Origin of the sequence: Bradyrhizobium sp. HKCCYLRH3073, assembly GCF_051167995.1 — a bacterium.
In the GTDB taxonomy this organism is placed as follows: Bacteria; Pseudomonadota; Alphaproteobacteria; order Rhizobiales; family Xanthobacteraceae; genus Bradyrhizobium.
Genome location: NZ_JBNPUD010000001.1, coordinates 267,558 through 285,378, shown reverse-complemented (window position 1 = coordinate 285,378; position 17,821 = coordinate 267,558). Strand labels below are relative to the sequence as shown.

Below are 17,821 nucleotides of genomic sequence, written 5' to 3'. Positions count from 1 at the left end.
GGCTCACTCCGCCGGATTGGCGATCGACAGCATCGGCGCCTCGACCGCGCGGATGGTGCTGCGCCGCGCCTCGGCGGGCCCCGCATGCTGCCGGTCGAGATCGCGGCTGAGCAGCCGCATCACCGCCACCGATGCATCGGCGATGACGGCGCGATAGCCGCCGGTGGCGCGCGCGAACAGGTTGTAGATCACGACCGCGGGAATCGCGGCGGCGAGGCCGAAGGCGGTCGCGAGCAGCGCTTCCGCGATGCCCGGCGCCACCACCGCGAGGTTGGTCGTATGCGCATGCGAGATGCCGATGAAGCTGTTCATGATGCCCCAGACCGTGCCGAACAGGCCGACGAACGGGCCGACGGCGCCGACGGTGGCGAGAATGCCGATGCCGCGGCCGATGCGCGCCACCGCCGCCGCCTCGATCCGCTCGAACTGCCAGGAGACACGCTCCTTGATGCCGTCGGCAGGCAGGCCGCGCGACTTGTCGATCTCGTCGTCGGCCAGGGCGAGAAGTCGGCCGACCACACCCTCATCGGCCGAAATGCGTCCTGTCGCATCGGCCAAGGAGCGGGCCGCCATGGTGATGCCGAGCGCGCCGCGGGCCGTGCGCAGCGCCGAGCGGAGCTGAATGGTCTTGACGACCAGCACCGTCCAGGTTGCCACCGAGGCCAACGCCAAGCCGATCATCACCGACTTCACGACGATGTCGGCCTGCATGAACATGGTCCAGGGCGACAACGCCTCCGGCAGCGTGCTCGCGATATTGGCGATGTGCGCCTGATCCATGGCCGTACTCCCTGTAAGGGACCTTGGGGGTCCTCGATGCAGCCGCGGAGCCCCCTGCCGTCCACCGTTCTCCCCGGAGGGCTCTTGGTTTTGATACCCGGGCAGAGCTGCAATGGAACGGCTGCACTGTTCGCAAGCCGAGAGTGCCGCCTGTTCTCGGCAGCTTCAAGACACTTGCCTCATGGAATATGTCCCCAGGCCGATGGGAAGAATTCCCGGATGGAACGGGCGCGAGCGGTTGCTGCGCTACGGTGGTGCGCATCGGCCTCAAGTTCGCCCAGCTCGAGCCGGCGAGGGCACCGCTCGCATCACCGCGGACGATGAGTCCGGAGCCGGCACCCGAGTTCAGTTGTCCGGCCCGACCGTATATGATCGTGAATATGAGCGAGACCACCGAAGAGATCGCACGCCGCGCCACGGCCGCCTTCAACGCAGGGCGCGCGGCAGAGGCGCGACGGCTGTGCGAAACGGGCTTGAAGCAAAGTCCAGACGAACCGATGTTGAGCCATCTGCTTGCCGCAGTGCTGTTCGCGGTCGAGGACAACGCCGCAGCACGGTTGCGCATCGAGGCCAGTCTGGCCCGCCGGCCGGACCATGTCGCAGCTCGGCTGCTTGCGGCGCGCATCGCGCGGGTGGGGAAGGATTTCGAGCGCGCGCTCGCCCATGTCGACCGCGCCATCGCGCTGTCACCCCGCCGCGAGGTCTTCATCGAAAAAGCTCGCATTCTCGATCAGGCAGGAATGGCAGCCCAGGCGCGGGCAGCTTGGCTGGCGATTCTCAAGGTCATGCCGGAGCACGACGAAGCGCTAGCGCGGCTCGGACGTCTTTCCTGGGAGAACGGCGACTTCGATACGGCACGGACCGTTCTCGAACGCGCAGCCAACCCGGCCGCGCCGGCCTCGGTCTGGTTCGATCTCGGCCTCGTGCGACAGGATGTTGCGGATCTCGCGGGAGCTGCCGCAGCCTATCGCCGCGTACTGGCGATAAGGCCGGATCACGCCGAAGCGGCGCTCAATCTCGGCATCGTCCTGCAGGAGAGCGGCGACCCCGACGCGGCAATGCAGGCCTATGCTTGTGCCTATCGGCTTCGCCCACAGATGTTCGGTGCCATCGCCATGGCGCTCACCTCGGCTCCGCATGGCCGACTTTGGATCGACCCTGCCGCGTTGAAGTGCGCCCTGAACTCAGCTGGTTAGGCGGCCGCGGCGTGCGCGAAATTTCTTGCGGTACACGTTTGGTGTCGCGAGCACCTCGGCGACCGTCCCGGCATACGTCTCCCGCTGCGCGTCGTCGAGCGGCTCGAACACGAGCTGCGGCGGCTCGCGCAATACTGCAAAGCATTGCGCCACGGGCGTTCCCCTGGCCAGGATGCCGGTGAAATCTGGATCGAGCCAGAGCGCCGGAAAATTGATGCCGCCGTCGTGGAATCGATCCGCATCGACCAGGCCCGACAGGGTCCGGAACGGCAGGTCCTCGCGGTTGATCGGATGCGTCGCGAACAGCGACCACCCGGCTTCGCACTCGATCGTCCAGAAGGAATTGAACTTGATGGCCGCCTGCTTGTCGGACGCAAACGGCGCACCGGCCAATTGGGCCGCGACATGAAAGCTCAATGGCGCACGCGGATGTCCCTTGGTCGCCGGCGCCGGAATGTCCCATTCCCAGGCGAATGCGCCGCGCTCGACCCTGACGTCGCAGGGCAGCAGAATCGTCACGCCATAGGCCATCGCGTCGACGAAGGGGGGACACTGCTTGACCGTGCGGATGTCGCGCCCGTGAAGCTCCGAATGCGCCGAGGCCGGCATCTGGCGCAACCATTCCGGCAGCATGGTTCGGGCCGGCACCGGTCGCAGCAGGTGATCCGCAAGGACGGGGTCGCAGCGAAAGATCATGCGCATCGCAAATTCCAGAGCTCGACCCGGTCTCATCCGGGCCACTGGCATCCAGATCCGAACTCGCACGACCGAACAAGTCAACGAAAAAGAAGAAGGCCGGGATTGCTCCCGGCCTTCCAAACTCCCCGGGGACGACCGACCTGTCGCCGGTCGTCCGAAGGAGAGGTTGCTATTTCGCCTCGGCGCGCTTCGGAGGCGACGCCGGCCACGACTTGATCAGCGTGTCGTAGTCGATCGTCTCGCCCTTCGGCTTCTCGTTCGCGAGCTTGCGCTGCGGAGCGATGTTGCCGTCCTTGGCCGACTTGTTGAACCAGTACTCGGCCGACTCCTTCTTGTTCAGCTTCGGCCCGCAATCGCCCTGGACCTTGGACTTCTCAAGACGCTCGAGCACGGAGTCCTGCGCGGCTGCGAGTGCGTCCATCGCCTGCTGCGGCGTCTTCGCACCGGACGACGCATCGCCGATGTTCTGCCACCACAGCTGCGCGAGCTTCGGATAGTCGGGCACGTTGTTGCCGGTCGGGGTCCACTGCACGCGCGCGGGCGAGCGGTAGAACTCGATCAGGCCGCCGAGCTTCGGCGCGCGCTCGGTGAACGACTTGTCCCAGATGTCCGATTCACGGATGAAGGTCAGACCGACATGGCTCTTCTTCAAGGACACCGTCTTCGAGACGATGAACTGCAGATAGAGCCAGGCCGCCTTGCGGCGATCGACCGGCGTGGACTTCAGGAGCGTCAACGATCCCACGTCCTGATAGCCGAGCTTCATGCCGTCCTTCCAGTAGGAGCCGTGCGGCGACGGAGCCATGCGCCACTTCGGCGTTCCGTCGGCGTTCATCACCGGCAGGCCGGGCTTGACCATGTCGGCGGTGAAGGCGGTGTACCAGAAGATCTGCTGAGCGATGTTGCCCTGCGACGGCACCGGGCCGGATTCCGAGAAGGTCATGCCCTGGGCCTGCGGCGGAGCATACTTCTTCATCCAGTCGAGATACTTGACGATCGAATAGACTGCGGCAGGTCCGTTGACGTCGCCGCCGCGCTCGACCGAGGAGCCGACCGGACGGCAACCTTCCATGCGGATGCCCCATTCGTCGACCGGCAGGCCGTTCGGGAGGCCCTTGTCGCCGTTACCGGCCATCGACAGCCAGGCGTCGGTGAAACGCCAGCCGAGCGAGGGATCCTTCTTGCCGTAGTCCATGTGGCCATAGACTCGGACGCCGTTGATCTCCTTGATGTCGTTGGTGAAGAACTCGGCGATGTCCTCGTAGGCCGACCAGTTCACCGGCACGCCGAGGTCGTAGCCATACTTGGCCTTGAACTTGGCCTTGTAGTCCGGGTTGGTGAACCAGTCGTAGCGGAACCAATACAGGTTGGCGAACTGCTGGTCGGGCAGCTGATACAAATGGCCGTTGGGCGCGGTGGTGAAGGACTTGCCGATGAAGTCGTTGACGTCGAGCATCGGATCGGTGACGTCCTTGGCGTCCTTCGCCATCCAGTCCGTCAGGTCGACGGCCTGGCCGTAGCGGAAGTGGGTGCCGATGAAATCGGAGTCGTTGATCCAGCCGTCATAGACATTCTTGCCGGACTGCATCTGGGTCTGGATCTTCTCGACGACGTCACCTTCCTGGATGATGTCGTGCTTGACCTTGATGCCGGTGATCTCTTCGAACGCCTTTGCCAGAGTCTTGGACTCGTATTCGTGGGTTGTCAGCGTCTCGGAGACAACGTTGATCTCCATGCCCTTGAAGGGTTCAGCGGCCTTCATGAACCACTGCATTTCCTTCATCTGGTCGTCCTTCGAGAGCGTCGACGGCTGGAACTCGCTGTCGATCCACTTCTTTGCGGCGGCCTCGTCGGCCTTTGCCGGAACGGACATCGTCATGCCCGCGGCAAACAGCGCTGCGGCGCTGGTCATCGCGAGGTAGCGGGCCTTGGTCAAGTGATGCTTCCTAGGCTTCAAGTGTCGCATGCTTTCCTCCTTGAGCGACAATATTCCAGGTCCGGGTTGCCCCCGGATCTGCCCCTTTTCACTTGCGTCAGACGGTGCGAAAGATCGCAACGGCGGACGCAAGCGAAATTGCGGTTGCGAGCCACAGGCTCGAAACCTCAAACCCTTCCTCGCCGATCGGCAAGGTCGTAATCGTGTCGGTGCCGACCAGGCCGATCCAGGCAAGATGGATGATCGCCGCCAAGATCAGCGAGATGAACAGACGATCGCCGCGCGTGGTCGGAATGCGCAGCACTCCGACCCGCTCGGCCTCGGGGTAGCGGGCCGCGAGCCAGGTCATGACGACCAGCGTGCAGGCCAGCGCGGCGAAGAAGATTGCTGTCGGCAGGGTCCATGCCATCCATGCGATGTTGTCCATGGCTCAGTGACTCCAGGCGGTAGCGGCCCCCCTCCCCCGCTTGCGGGGGAGGGTTGGGGTGGGGGCGCCGCGAGTCGAACTGCCCGAGAGGACAGAGGTCCCCACCCGCATCGCATCTGACGATGCGACGCGACCTCCCCCGCAGGCGGGAGAGGTGGAGCGGAGACTGCGGCGACATGAAATCATCATCACACCCGTCCCAGCGCGAAGCCGCGCGCGATGTAGTTGCGGACGAACCAGATCACGAGCGCGCCGGGGATGATGGTCAGCACGCCGGCGGCGGCGAGCAGGCCCCAGTCCATGCCGGCGGCAGACACTGTTCGCGTCATGATCGCCGAGATCGGCTTGGCTTCGGTCGCCGTCAGCGTGCGCGCCAGCAGGAGTTCGACCCAGGAGAACATGAAGCAGAAGAACGCCGCCACGCCGATGCCGCTGGCGATCAGCGGCACCAGGATCTTGATGAAGAAGCGCGGAAACGAGTAGCCGTCCAGAAACGCCGTCTCGTCGATCTCGCGCGGCACGGACGAGACGAAGCCCTCGAGAATCCAGACCGCGAGCGGGATGTTGAAGATGCAATGGGCCAGCGCCACCGCCCAGGGCGTATCGAATAGCCCGATCGCCGAGTAGAGATTGAAGAACGGCAGCGCATAGACCGCGGCCGGCGCCATGCGGTTCGACAGCAGCCAGAAGAACAGATGCTTGTCGCCGAGGAAGCGGTAGCGCGCAAAGGCGTAGGCCGCCGGCAGCGCTACGGCAATCGAGATCACCGTGTTGATGACGACGTATTTCAACGAGTTGATGTAGCCGGAATACCAGCTCTCGTCGGTGAAGATGCGCATGTAGTTGGCGATGGTCGGCTGATGCGGCCACAGCGTCATGGTCGAGACGATCTCGGTGTTGGTCTTGAAGCTCATGTTGACGAGCCAATAGATCGGCAACAGCAGGAAGACCAGGAACAGCGAGATGATGATTCGGCGGCCCGGAATCGTGTTCATCACGCGCCCCCTTCCACCGGCCGGCGCTCGGCGCCGGCATTGGTCATGATGGTGTAAAACACCCAGCAGACGATCAGGATGATCAGATTGTAGACCAGCGACAGCGCCGCGGCCTTGCCGAGGTCGAACTGGCCGAGCGCGATCTTGACCAGCTCGATCGAGATGAAGGTGGTGGAATTGCCCGGGCCGCCGCCGGTGACCACGAACGGCTCGGTATAGATCATGAAGCTGTCCATGAAGCGCAGCAGCACGGCGATCAGCAGCACGCGGTGCATCTTCGGCAGCTGGATCGCGGTGAACACCGCCCAGCGCGAGGCGCCGTCGATCTGGGCCGCCTGGTAGTAGGCGTCCGGGATCGATTTGAGGCCGGAGTAGCATAGGAGCGCCACCAGGCTGGTCCAGTGCCAGACATCCATCAGGATGACGGTGAACCAGGCGTCAGCCTCGTTGGAGACGTAGTTGTAGTCGAGGCCGATGGCGTTGAGCACATAGCCGAGCAGGCCGATGTCGGGACGACCGAAGATCTGCCAGATGGTTCCGACAACGTTCCACGGAATCAACAGCGGCAATGCCAGCACGACCAGTGCGAACGCCACGGTCCAGCCCTGCCGCGGCATCGCCAGCGCGATCACGATGCCGAGCGGGACCTCGATGGCGAGAATTGCGCCGGAAAAGATCAGGTTGCGCCACAGCGAGGCGAGGAAGCGGCCGCCGAGATCGGTCGAGGGATCGAGCAGCTCCTTGAACCAGCCGACACCGTTCCAGAAGAACTGGTTGTTGCCGAAGGTGTCCTGCATCGAATAGTTCACCACCGTCATCAGCGGCAGAATGGCGGAGAACGCCACCAGCAGGAACACCGGCAGCACCAGGAACCAGGCCTTGTTGTTGATGGTCTTGTCCATCACTCAGGCTCCCTCGACGAGACGGCTGTCGGCATAGACGTGGACATAGGCTGGATTGAACTTCAGCCCGATCGCGGAGCCCTGCGGCGAGAAGCCGGCCGGCAGTCGCGCGGCGAACTTGACGTCGCCGACACGGACGCGCGCGAAGCGGATGCGGCCGAGATCGTCGACGCGCTCGATATTGGCATCGAGCAGGCCGGGTCCGGGCTGCGCGACATCGACGAATTCCGGACGGACGCCGATCTCGATCTTGGCTCCGGCCGGCAGCGCGTCGTAGCTGCGCGACAGCGTCAGCGTGTGACCGTCGATGCGGGCCTCGCGTCCCTTCACCTCGGCGGAGAGGATGTTCATGCCCGGCGAGCCGATGAAGTAGCCGACGAAGGTATGCGCCGGCTTGTCGAACAGCTCTGCCGGCGTGCCGCTCTGCACCACGCGGCCGTCATGCATGACGACGACGGTGTCGGCGAAGGTCAGCGCCTCGGTCTGGTCGTGGGTGACGTAGATCATCGTCAGGTCGAGCTCACGATGCAGCGCCTTCAGTTTCGAACGCAGCTGCCATTTCAGCTCGGGATCGATCACGGTCAGCGGCTCGTCGAACAAGACGGCGGCGACATCGGAGCGCACCAGGCCGCGGCCGAGCGAGATCTTCTGCTTGGCGTCGGCGGTGAGCCGTGTCGCCTTGCGGTTGAGGTCCGGAGTCAGATCGAGGAGACGCGCGATCTCGGCGACGCGCTTGTCGATCTCGGCCTTGGGCACGCCGCGGTTCTTGAGCGGAAAGGCGAGGTTCTCGCCGACCGTCATCGTGTCGTAGATCACCGGGAACTGGAACACCTGCGCGATATTGCGCTCGCGCGTCGAGGCTTTGGTGATGTCGGTGCCGTCGAACAGGATCTTGCCGTGCGAGGGCGTCAGAATGCCCGAGATCAGGTTGAGCAAGGTGGTCTTGCCGCAGCCGGACGGGCCGAGCAGCGCATAGGCGCCGCCCTGGCGCCAGGTCATCGTCACCGGCTTCAGCGCGTAGCTCTCGATATCGCCGCTGTTGCCGTTGTAGGCGTGGGCGAGATCGACGAGGTCAATGCGGGCCATGCGGCATCTCCCTCAGATCGCCGGCGCGGCGACCAGGCGGTCGCCGGCGTCGAACACGAACACATTGGACGGATCGAGCACCGCGTCGAGGATCTCGCCGGGCTCATATTCATGGACGCCGTGCAGCACGGCGACCCAGTTCATGCCGTCGCGCGTCAGATGCACGAAGCTCTCCGATCCCGTGATCTCGGTGACCGAGACGATCGCGGGAAAGGCATGGCGGCCGTGGCTGCCGTCGCCTTTGCCAAGCCCGAGCTGATGCGGGCGGAAGCCCACGCGGTAGGCGCCATCGGACAGATCGGCATAGAGGCCGACCGCCGGCGCCTTGACCCCGCCGGCATACTCCACGCTCTCGCCGCGCTTCTGGATCTCGACCGTGTTCATCGGCGGGTCCGAGAACACCTGGCCGACACGCAAGGTATCGGGTCGGCGATACACGGCCGCGGTATCGCCGGCCTGCAGCGCCTGCCCTTCCCACATGCAGATGGTGCGGCCGCCGAGCAGCAGCGCCTCCGACGGCTCGGTGGTGGCGTAGACGAAGATCGCGCCCGAGGCTTCGAAAATGCGCGGCAGCTCGGTGCGCAGCTCCTCGCGCAGCTTGTAATCGAGATTGGCGAGCGGCTCGTCCAGCAACACGAGGTCGGCCCCCTTGACCAGGGCGCGCGCGATCGCGGTGCGCTGCTGCTGGCCGCCGGAGAGCTGCAGCGGCGTGCGCTTCAGATAGGGCTCGAGCCGGAGCAGCCGCGCCGCTTCCGCCACGCGCTTCTCGATTTCCTGGCGCGACTTGCCCTGCACGCGCAGCGGCGAGGCGATGTTCTCATAGACCGTCAGCGAGGGATAGTTGATGAATTGCTGATAGACCATCGCGACCGAGCGCTGCCGCACATCGGCGCCGGTGACGTCCTTGCCGTCGACCAGCACGCGGCCGGTGGTCGGCTTGTCGAGGCCGGCGAGCAGCCGCATGATCGAGGTCTTGCCGGACAGCGTCGGCCCGAGCAGCACGCTCAGCGTGCCGCGCTGCAAGGTCAGCGAGACGTCGCGAATGGTGGTCACGCCGTCGACAATTCGGGAGACGTGATCGAGCGTGACGCTCATGCGCGTCCTCCCGCCTCACGCGCCGGCAAGGTGGAGCGCTCGCGATTGGCTGTGATCCACGCCTCGAGGGCGGCGATCTCAGCCGCCGACATCCGCAACCCCAGCTTCGATCGACGCCACACGATGTCCTCGGCCGTCAACGCCCACTCGTCCGTCATCAGGTACCTGACTTCACGCTCCGTCAAGGTGCCACCGAAGTCCTGGCCGAGATCGGCCAAAGATGTCGCACCGGCGAGCATGGCCGCAGCCCGCGTGCCGTAGGCAAGGGCGATGCGCTTCGCATGTGCATCCGACAGGAACGGATAGGTCTTGCGGAGATCCGCAATCAACGGACCGACGGCCGAGACCTTCATGTCGCCGCCGGGCAGCGGCGATTTGCCGGTCCAGCCTTCCTCCGCCTCGCCCCCTTTCAGATAGGGCGCAAGACGCTCCAGCGCCTCTTCCGACAGGCGCCGGTAGGTGGTGATCTTGCCACCATAGATCGACAGCAGCGGCAAGCCGCCGGGCGTATCGAGCTCGAATACGTAGTCGCGGGTCGCTGCCTTGGCCTCGCTGGCGCCGTCATCATAGAGCGGCCGCACGCCGGAATAGCTCCACACAACGTCGGCCGGCGTCACCGGCTTGGCGAGATATTCCCCGAGCGCGGCGCAGAGATAGGCGATCTCCTCGTCGGTCGCCTTCACCTTGGCCGGATCGCCCTGATAGTCGCGATCGGTGGTGCCGATCAGCGTGAAATCCTGCTGATAGGGAATGGCGAAGATGATGCGGCCGTCGGCGTTCTGGAAGATGTAGGCGCGGTCGTGATCGTAGAGCTTGCGCACCACGATGTGCGAGCCCTGCACCAGCCGCACTTTCGCTTTCGCATTGACGCCGGCGCCGGTCGCCAGCACCTGCTCGACCCAGGGACCGGCGGCATTGACCAGCGCCCGCGCCTTGATGGTCTCGCGCTCGCCGGTCTGGGTGTTCTCGGTCGTGACCAGCCAGTGGCTGCCATCCTGACGGATCTCGGTCGCACGCGTGCGGGTGCGGATGACGGCGCCGCGATCGGCAGCATCCCGCGCGGTCAGCACGACCAGGCGCGCATCGTCGACGAAGCAGTCGGAATATTCGAAGCCCTTGCTGTAGCGCCCGGGGATCAAGGGGCGGCCGACCTCGTCGCTGCGCAGGTTCACCGACCGCGTCGCCGGCAGCAGCTTGCGGCCGCCGAGATGGTCATAGAGGAACAGGCCGAGGCGCAGCAGCCAGGCCGGGCGCAGCCCCGAATGATGCGGCAGCACGAAGCGCAGCGGACGGATGATATGGGGCGCGATCTGCCACAGGATTTCGCGCTCGATCAGCGCCTCGCGGACCAGCCGGAACTCGTAATATTCGAGATAGCGCAGGCCGCCATGCACGAGCTTGGTCGACCAGGACGAGGTCCCGCTCGCCAGATCGTTCATTTCACACAGGAAAACGGAATTTCCGCGTCCGGCCGCATCGCGCGCGATGCCGCAACCGTTCACGCCGCCTCCGACAATGGCGAGGTCGTAGATCCGCTCCAACAGACGCATCCCCCGGCAATCGCCTTGACTGCGGCGATTTCACTTTCGGTTTCGAGTTAAACACAAACGAAAGTGAAAGCAAATCGAAATTCGCATGTTGGGCCGCGGTTGGGCAAAAGCTGCCCAAACCGGGATCAAGGAGCCTGCGAGAGTGGCGGAAAGTCAGGCGCGGCGGAGCACGGCGGACCCCGCCGTTTCGGTTGCCTCTGCGGCGTCGTCGGCATCGTCGGCGGGCATCGCCGAGACCACCTCGATGCCGCGGCTATGGCAGAGGCTCGCCAGTCCGTCCGGCAGGGGGCGGTCGGTGACGAAGGTCTGGATCTGGCTGAGATGGGCGATGCGCACCGGCGCGCTGCGGTGGAGCTTGGTGGAATCGGCGACCAGCATCACGCTGCGGGCATTGGCGATGATGGCTTGCGCAACCTGGACCTCGCGATAGTCGAAGTCGAGCAGCGCGCCCTCCTCGTCGATCGCGGACGCGCCGATGATCGCGTAGTCGACCTTGAACTGGCCGATCAGTTGCGTCGCGGTCGATCCGATGACGCCGCCGTCCGAGCGCCGCACGGTGCCGCCGGCCACGATCACCTCGATGCGCGGATGCGGATAGAGCAGCATCGCGACGTTGAGATTGTTGGTGATGACGAGCAGGTCCTGGTGCGACGACAGCGCGCTCGCCACCTCCTCCGTCGTGGTGCCGATATTGATGAACAGAGAGGAGCCGTTCGGAATCCGCGCGGCTGCAACCGCACCGATCGCCTTCTTCTCGTCCGCAGCGACGAAGCGCCGCGCCTCGTAGGCGAGATTCTCGACCCCGGAGGCGATGATGGCCCCGCCATGGATGCGCGTCAGCGCGCGCTGCTCGCACAGATCGTTGAGATCCTTGCGGATGGTCTGGGCCGAGACCTCGAAGCGGCGCGCGAGATCCTCCACCATGACGCGGCCGGAGGCGCGGGCGATGTTGAGGATGTCGGTCTGGCGTTGGGACAGGACGGCCATGGCAAGCTTTCAGGACAAGCTGCACCATGGTGATGCTGATCGAGTCAAGCGTCAATCGGCGAAGCATTGGGCGCATCGCAGCAATCGGCCGCCCCGGAGCAGCTCAGACGCGGCCTTGGTCCGGCCTACGTCCACGTGCGCCGAGCTCGCTCAGGCGGCTGCGCTCAGCTCACCGGTCACGAGCCGAATCGCGGCGCGTTCGGCTTCGCGGGCATTGCGAAACACCTGGCCCTCGAGGGCATTGAAGCGATGGGACGCCGCGAAGAAGCGAAAGCCGCCGCGGTCACGGATGACGATCCCCGCCGCCTGGGAGCTGACCTCGATGATATAGGTTTCGGACATTGCGCAATCCCGTCGTTCATTCCGGGGCGTATAACCGAGCTCCATGACGAATGTTCCGTGCAGGGAGCCCCGGCTATTCCGACGTGAATGCCAACAGGAAATTGTGTGGATGTTATGTTGGCTGCGCTGCACGCCCTCACGCCGTGACGCCTTGCCGAATCAGTGCGGATCATCCGGGACGAGCGTCGCCTTGTGCAGCGATGCATCGGCTCCGCCGAGACAGTGCTGATGCCGACCGAGCAACTGATAGATCGTGCGCAGATCCCTCAGCACCTCGACGTGATGTTCACGAAACGCGCTGAGCTGATGCTCGTAGACGCCAATCCTGCGCTCGGCATGGAGGAGCCGCTGCTGCAGCTTCTTCAGCACCTGCAAGGTCAGTTTCTCGTCGACGTCCGACATGGACTTCCTCCCACCCTGTTCGCGCAACATGCCCCCACCATTTCCCCTGTGCCGGCAATTTTTTCCGGCTGGCATTTTTTGCCTTGTTGGTCGGAAACGGACTGCCATGATTGCTGTCCGTCCGGCGCGCCACTCGAAGCGCGCAATACGGCAGAGACGCGGCAACGCGCATCCAAGCAACCAGAACTTGCAAACATCGTAAAGACGCCTGCCCTGTGGACCGGACGTAGATCGCGCGAGAGTGATCGGCGCAGACGCCGCGCGAACGTGCTCGAATGAACGCGCATCGCCGGATGCCGGTTCCTATGCCGAGCGAGCGGCATATGCCGCGCATTAACGGAGGTTATTTGCGGCCGCCGACCGCGAATGTGATCAGGTCGCGATCACGCCATCACGCTGGATCGGCTGCGGCCGGCCGCCGTCGTCGATCGAGACATAGGTGAAATTGCCGTCGGTGACGAGGATCGGCTGCTCCTCTTTCCGGCGCAGCACCCAGGCTTCGAGACGCACCGTCATCGACGTCCGGCCGACGCGGACGAGATGTGCGTAGACCGAAACGAGATCGCCGACATAGACCGCCTTGCGGAAGTTCATCGCCTCGATCGCGACCGTCACCGTGCGCGACTTCGCGACCTTGGCGGCGAACACGCCGCCGCCGACGTCCATCTGGCTGAGCAGCCAGCCGCCGAAGATGTCGCCATTGGCGTTGGTGTCCGCCGGCATCGCCAGCGTGCGGATGCAGAGATCGCCGCGGGGCTCGGTCGGCGCGGCATGGGCGGTCGCTTCGGTCACGTCGGATGGTCTCCAATTGCGGGAGCGTTCAAGAAGGCGCCAAGCAGGGCCGTCAGTCCGGCCTCGCCATTTCGAACATCGCCTCCTGCATGATCTCGAAATAGTCGCCGCGACGGCCGGCGCGGACGATCGGATGCGCGAGCGCTGTCTGGTAGACACCGTCCTTGATCAGCGTCTTGTCGATATGCACGCCGACCACCTCGCCGAGCGTCAGCCAGGCCTGGGCCTTGGTGCCGTCGGCGCCCTGCAGCTGGATGATCTGCGTCACCTTGCATTCGAACGCGACGGGGCTTTCGCCGACCCGCGGCACGTTGACGAACTTGCAAGCGACCGGCGTCACGCCCGCGAGCTTGAACTCGTCGACCTCGCGCGCGACATGCGCGGCGGTCGCATTCATCTGCGTCGCAAGGTCGCGCGTCACCAGGTTCCAGACGAACTCGCCGGTGTCCTGGATGTTGGCGACCGAGTCCTTCCACTGCGTCGAGGAGAAGCCGATGATCGGCGGCGTGTAGTTGAACGCATTGAAAAAGCTATAGGGCGCAAGGTTGACGTGTCGATCCGGATCACGCGACGAGATCCAGCCGATCGGACGCGGCGCGACGATGGCGTTGAAGGGATCGTGGCGCAGGCCGTGGCCGTTCTTCGGTTCGTAGAAATGCAAGTCGCGTTCGATCACGCCGTCGTCTCCTAAGCAGCAGTCATTCCGGGGCGCCTCGCGCGACAAAAATGGCGAAGCCACTTTGATCGGAAGAGGCGAACCCAGAATCTCGAGATCCCGGGTTCGATGCTTCGCATCGCCCCGGAATGACTGCAACCTAGACCGCAGCGCCCCTGGAACCAAGCCCTGCCAGCACGAAATCGATCATCTCGTCGATCGTCGGGCCCGGCTTGGTCGCGCATTGCGCGATCATCTGCGGATGGAAGAAGCGCATCATCGCGGTCGTCGCACATTTTGCCGCCAGCGTCAGGTCGGTGACCGCGAATTCGCCGGACGCCGCGCCCTGCCCGATCACGCGGCCGATGATCTCGGTGATCAGCAGCATGTGCGCCTCGCAGACGTCCCAGCTCTCCTCCATCGCCACCGCGACCATCTCGTGCAGCTTGTTGTCGCCGACATAGCGCTCGGTGTTCATGCGATGGATCGTGCCGAGCAGCTCGCGCAGCCGCGGTGCCGCCGGACCGGGCCGCTCCGCGATCGCGATGGCGGCCGCCTCGACCTGGGCCATCAGCGTGCGGGCGACCCCCCGGTGGATCGCCTTCTTCGAGTCGAAGAACCGGTAGACATTCGCCGGGCTCATGCGGAGCTCCTTGGCGATGTCGGCGACGGTCGTCTTCTGGTAGCCGATCTGTCGAAACAGGCGCTCAGCAACGACGAGAATGCGCTCGTGCGTGTCGGATTCGATATGGTCGGAAACCAGGGTCATCATGCCTGCGATCTTGTTGATCCTTCATTCGGCGGCCTCGGCCAGAGGAAGCGAAGGCCTCGGCACGTCAACGTGCTGCGCTGCGGAATGATCCGGGTCTCTTGCTCCGCGCTCGTCCAGACTCTTGCGGAACCATAAGGCATACAATCCAGGCAAGTACAGCAGCGTCAGGAAGGTTGCAACGAACAACCCGCCCATGATGGTGATTGCCATCGGACCCCAGAACGCCGAGCGCGACAGCGGGATCATGGCCAGGATCGCCGCCAGCGCGGTCAACACCACGGGGCGGGCGCGGCGCACCGTGGCCTCGATGATCGCCTCCTTGCGGGTCAGGCCATGGGCGACGTCCGTCTCGATCTGATCGACCAGGATCACCGCGTTGCGCATGATCATGCCGGCCAGCGCGATCAGGCCGAGCAGCGCCACGAAGCCGAACGGCGCGTTGGCGACGTTCAGCCCGAGCGAGGCGCCGACGATGCCGAGCGGCGCCGTCAGGAACACCAGGATCAGCCGCGAGAAGCTCTGCAGCTGCACCATCAGCAGGGTCAGCATCACGATGACCATCAGCGGAAACAGCACGAAGATCGACGCATTGCCCTTGGCGGATTCCTCGAACGCACCGCCCGCCTCGATCCGGTAGGCCGGCTCGAGATGATTGCGGATGTCCTGCAGTTTCGGCGAGATCTGGTTGGTGACATCAGGCGCCTGCACGCCATCCGCCACGTCGGCGCGCACCGTGATCGCCATGTCGCGGTTGCGCCGCCACAGGATCGGCTCCTCGTGGGAATATTCGATCTTGGCGATCTGCTGCAGCGGCACCGCCACGCCGTTCTTCGAGGTGATGGTGAGGTCGCCGACATGGGCGAGATCGAGCCGCTCGGACGGCGCCGCACGCGCGACGACGCCGACCTTCTCGATGCCGTCACGGATGGTCGTGACCTGCACGCCGGAGATCAGCATGGCCAGCGACTGCGACACGTCCTGCGGGGTCAGGCCGAGCGCACGGGCACGATCCTGGTCGACGACCAGCTTGAGGTAAGGCGACTGCTCGTTCCAGTCGAGCTGCGGATCCCTGACATTCGGGTTCTGGCGCATGACGTCACGCACCTGATGGGCGATCTCGCGCACCTTGGCCGCATCCGGGCCAATGACGCGGAACTGGACGGGGAAGCCGACCGGCGGACCGAAATTGAAGCGATCGACGCGGACGCGCGCTTCGTTCAGCTCGCCGTTCGCGGCCGCGGTCTCGATCTTGGCCTTGATGCGCTCGCGCGCGGCGACGTCCTTTGCGACGATCACGATCTCGGCGAAGGCCTCGTTCGGCAGTTGCGGGTTGAGGCCGAGCCAGAAGCGCGGCGAGCCCTGCCCGACATAGGCGGTGTAGGTCTCGATGTCCTTGTCGTCCTTCAGCAGCGCCTCGGCCTCGCGCGCCGCCTTCTCGGTGACACCGAACGCGGTGCCCTCCGGCAGGCGCAACTGCAGGAACAGCTCGGGGCGTTCCGACAGCGGGAAGAACTGCTGCTGGACGTGGCCGAAGGCGACGATCGATGCCGCGAACACTCCGACCGTCGCGGCGACGGTGGTGATGCGGTGATCGACGCACCAGCGGATCACCCGGCGCAGGCCGCGATACATGCGCGTCTCATAGATCGCGTGCTCGTCATGGCCGTGATGGGCCTTCATGTCCGGCAGCAGCTTGACGCCGATATAGGGCGTGAAGATCACGGCGACGAACCACGACGCGACCAGCGCGATGGCGACGATCCAGAAGATGCTGCCGGCGTATTCGCCGACCGCGGAATTGGCGAAGCCGATCGGCAGGAAGCCCGCGGCCGTGACCAGGGTGCCGGTCAGCATCGGGAACGCGGTGGACTCCCACGCAAACGACGCCGCGCGCATCCGGTCCCAGCCCTGCTCCATCTTCACCACCATCATCTCGACCGCGATGATGGCATCGTCGACCAGAAGGCCGAGCGCAATGATGAGGGCACCAAGCGAAATGCGGTGCAGGTTCAGCCCCATGATGTTCATGACGATGAAGACGAGCCCCAGCACCAGCGGCACCGACAGCGCCACGACGATGCCCGTGCGCCATCCCAGCGCCAGGAACGACACGAACAGCACGATCACCAGCGCCTCGACGAACGAGTGCACGAACTCGCTGACGGCGTGCTCGACCACCTTGGGCTGGTCGGCGATCTGCTCAATCTCGATGCCCTGCGGCACGGCCTTCATGAAGTCGTCGGCCGCGGCGTGGACCTCCTTGCCGAGCTCCAGGATGTTGGCTTCCTTGGCGGTGACGACGCCGATGCCGAGCGCGGGCTTGCCCTCCTGCCGCACCTTGAAGCTCGGCGGATCGACGTAGCCGTGGGTGACGGTGGCGATGTCGCCGAGCCGGAACACCCGACCATTGCTTTCGACCGGCGTCTCCGCCACCGCCTTGGCGCCATCGAGCGCGCCGGTGACACGCAGCGGCACCCGCTGCGACGAGGTCTCGACCGTGCCGGCCGGTGTCACATTGTTCTGCTTGGCAAGCGAATCGAACAGCGCCTGCGGCGTGATGCCGAGCGTGGCGAGCTTGGCATGGCTGAACTCGACATAGATGCGCTCGTCCTGGGTGCCGTAGAGATTGACCTTGGTGACGCCGGCGACCTTCAGCAGGCGCTGGCGCAGACCTTCGGCGGTCTTCTTCAATTGCGCATAGTCGGCGCCGTCGCCGGTCATCATGAACAGGATCGAATCGACGTCGGAGAACTCGTCATTGACGAACGGACCGACGATGCCCGACGGCAGCGAGGACTGCACGTCGTCGAGCTTCTTGCGGATCAGGTAGAACAGATGCGGCACCTCCTTCGGCGGCGTCGAATCGCGGAAGGTCACCTGCATCGCGGTGAAGGCCGGCTTCGAATAGGTCTGCACCTTCTCGAAATAAGGCAGCTCCTGCAGCTTCTTCTCGATGGGGTCGGCGACCTGGCTCTGCATCTCCACGGCGGTCGCGCCCGGCCACATCACCGAGACGTTGACGACCTTGACGGTGAAGAACGGATCTTCGGCGCGGCCGAGCTTCTGATAGGAGAAGAAGCCGGCGACGCCGAGCGCAATGATCAGGAACAGCACCAGCGGCGGATGATTGACCGCCCAGGCCGACAGGTTGAACCGCTTCATGGGTGCTCTCCGATGAGGACCTAGTTGCTTCACGCTTCGGTGG

Annotated in this window: 17 protein-coding genes; 1 reads left to right on the top strand and 16 read right to left on the bottom strand. The window is 64.8% G+C overall.

All coding sequences use genetic code 11. The features are described 5' to 3' along the window. Positions 1-3: 3 nt before the first annotated feature. The gene (exbB, locus tag ACQR1X_RS01290; protein ID WP_434839103.1) at positions 4-780 is read right to left on the bottom strand and encodes a tonB-system energizer ExbB; all 777 of its coding nucleotides are present in this window, start codon (positions 778-780) and stop codon (positions 4-6) included. Positions 781-1,160: 380 nt separating this feature from the next. Here exbB and ACQR1X_RS01285 point away from each other — a divergent pair, with 380 nt between their 5' ends. Then, positions 1,161-1,976: a tetratricopeptide repeat protein gene (locus ACQR1X_RS01285; protein ID WP_434898188.1), complete on the top strand. Its 816-nt coding sequence runs from the start codon at positions 1,161-1,163 to the stop codon at positions 1,974-1,976. On the opposite strand, the gene ACQR1X_RS01280 is transcribed toward ACQR1X_RS01285, so the two are convergent. The 15 genes from ACQR1X_RS01280 to ACQR1X_RS01210 all read right to left on the bottom strand — a co-directional run bounded on the left by ACQR1X_RS01280 (position 1,965) and on the right by ACQR1X_RS01210 (position 17,778). Next, positions 1,965-2,678: a hypothetical protein gene (locus ACQR1X_RS01280; protein WP_434874682.1), complete on the bottom strand. Its 714-nt coding sequence runs from the start codon at positions 2,676-2,678 to the stop codon at positions 1,965-1,967. The two genes, ACQR1X_RS01285 and ACQR1X_RS01280, sit on opposite strands and share 12 nt — an antisense overlap. Positions 2,679-2,844: 166 nt before the next feature. Further along, positions 2,845-4,641: an ABC transporter substrate-binding protein gene (locus ACQR1X_RS01275; RefSeq protein WP_315802736.1), complete on the bottom strand. Its 1,797-nt coding sequence runs from the start codon at positions 4,639-4,641 to the stop codon at positions 2,845-2,847. Between the two features lie 67 nt (positions 4,642-4,708). Continuing rightward, entirely contained in the window at positions 4,709-5,038 is a 330-nt protein-coding gene (locus ACQR1X_RS01270) for a DUF2160 domain-containing protein (RefSeq protein WP_315802735.1), read from the bottom strand. A gap of 188 nt (positions 5,039-5,226) precedes the next feature. Beyond that, positions 5,227-6,033: a carbohydrate ABC transporter permease gene (locus ACQR1X_RS01265; protein WP_315802734.1), complete on the bottom strand. Its 807-nt coding sequence runs from the start codon at positions 6,031-6,033 to the stop codon at positions 5,227-5,229. Further along, the gene (locus ACQR1X_RS01260; protein WP_315802733.1) at positions 6,033-6,935 is read right to left on the bottom strand and encodes a carbohydrate ABC transporter permease; all 903 of its coding nucleotides are present in this window, start codon (positions 6,933-6,935) and stop codon (positions 6,033-6,035) included. The genes ACQR1X_RS01265 and ACQR1X_RS01260 overlap by 1 nt, the downstream gene beginning before the upstream one ends. A gap of 3 nt (positions 6,936-6,938) precedes the next feature. Beyond that, on the bottom strand, positions 6,939-8,021 hold the full coding sequence (locus ACQR1X_RS01255; protein ID WP_315802732.1) for an ABC transporter ATP-binding protein: 1,083 nt from the start codon (positions 8,019-8,021) through the stop codon (positions 6,939-6,941). Positions 8,022-8,033: 12 nt separating this feature from the next. Beyond that, positions 8,034-9,116: an ABC transporter ATP-binding protein gene (locus tag ACQR1X_RS01250; RefSeq protein WP_315802731.1), complete on the bottom strand. Its 1,083-nt coding sequence runs from the start codon at positions 9,114-9,116 to the stop codon at positions 8,034-8,036. Next, positions 9,113-10,666 (bottom strand): glycerol-3-phosphate dehydrogenase, encoded by a 1,554-nt coding sequence (gene glpD / locus ACQR1X_RS01245; RefSeq protein WP_434898187.1) that lies wholly within the window; start codon positions 10,664-10,666, stop codon positions 9,113-9,115. The genes ACQR1X_RS01250 and glpD overlap by 4 nt, the downstream gene beginning before the upstream one ends. 153 nt (positions 10,667-10,819) lie before the next feature. Beyond that, the gene (locus tag ACQR1X_RS01240; RefSeq protein WP_316178064.1) at positions 10,820-11,653 is read right to left on the bottom strand and encodes a DeoR/GlpR family DNA-binding transcription regulator; all 834 of its coding nucleotides are present in this window, start codon (positions 11,651-11,653) and stop codon (positions 10,820-10,822) included. Positions 11,654-11,803: 150 nt separating this feature from the next. Next, positions 11,804-11,995, bottom strand: a complete 192-nt coding sequence (locus tag ACQR1X_RS01235; RefSeq protein WP_315802729.1) for a hypothetical protein — start codon at positions 11,993-11,995, stop codon at positions 11,804-11,806. Positions 11,996-12,154: 159 nt separating this feature from the next. Next, the gene (locus tag ACQR1X_RS01230; RefSeq protein ID WP_315802728.1) at positions 12,155-12,397 is read right to left on the bottom strand and encodes a hypothetical protein; all 243 of its coding nucleotides are present in this window, start codon (positions 12,395-12,397) and stop codon (positions 12,155-12,157) included. A gap of 372 nt (positions 12,398-12,769) precedes the next feature. Further along, positions 12,770-13,189, bottom strand: coding sequence for an acyl-CoA thioesterase (locus tag ACQR1X_RS01225; RefSeq protein ID WP_315802727.1), 420 nt, complete (start codon positions 13,187-13,189; stop codon positions 12,770-12,772). A gap of 52 nt (positions 13,190-13,241) precedes the next feature. Then, positions 13,242-13,865, bottom strand: a complete 624-nt coding sequence (locus ACQR1X_RS01220; protein ID WP_434898186.1) for a flavin reductase family protein — start codon at positions 13,863-13,865, stop codon at positions 13,242-13,244. A 139-nt stretch (positions 13,866-14,004) separates the two neighbouring features. Next, positions 14,005-14,613, bottom strand: a complete 609-nt coding sequence (locus ACQR1X_RS01215; RefSeq protein ID WP_315802870.1) for a TetR/AcrR family transcriptional regulator — start codon at positions 14,611-14,613, stop codon at positions 14,005-14,007. A 24-nt stretch (positions 14,614-14,637) separates the two neighbouring features. Beyond that, positions 14,638-17,778 (bottom strand): efflux RND transporter permease subunit, encoded by a 3,141-nt coding sequence (locus ACQR1X_RS01210; protein ID WP_434898185.1) that lies wholly within the window; start codon positions 17,776-17,778, stop codon positions 14,638-14,640. Positions 17,779-17,821: the final 43 nt, after the last annotated feature.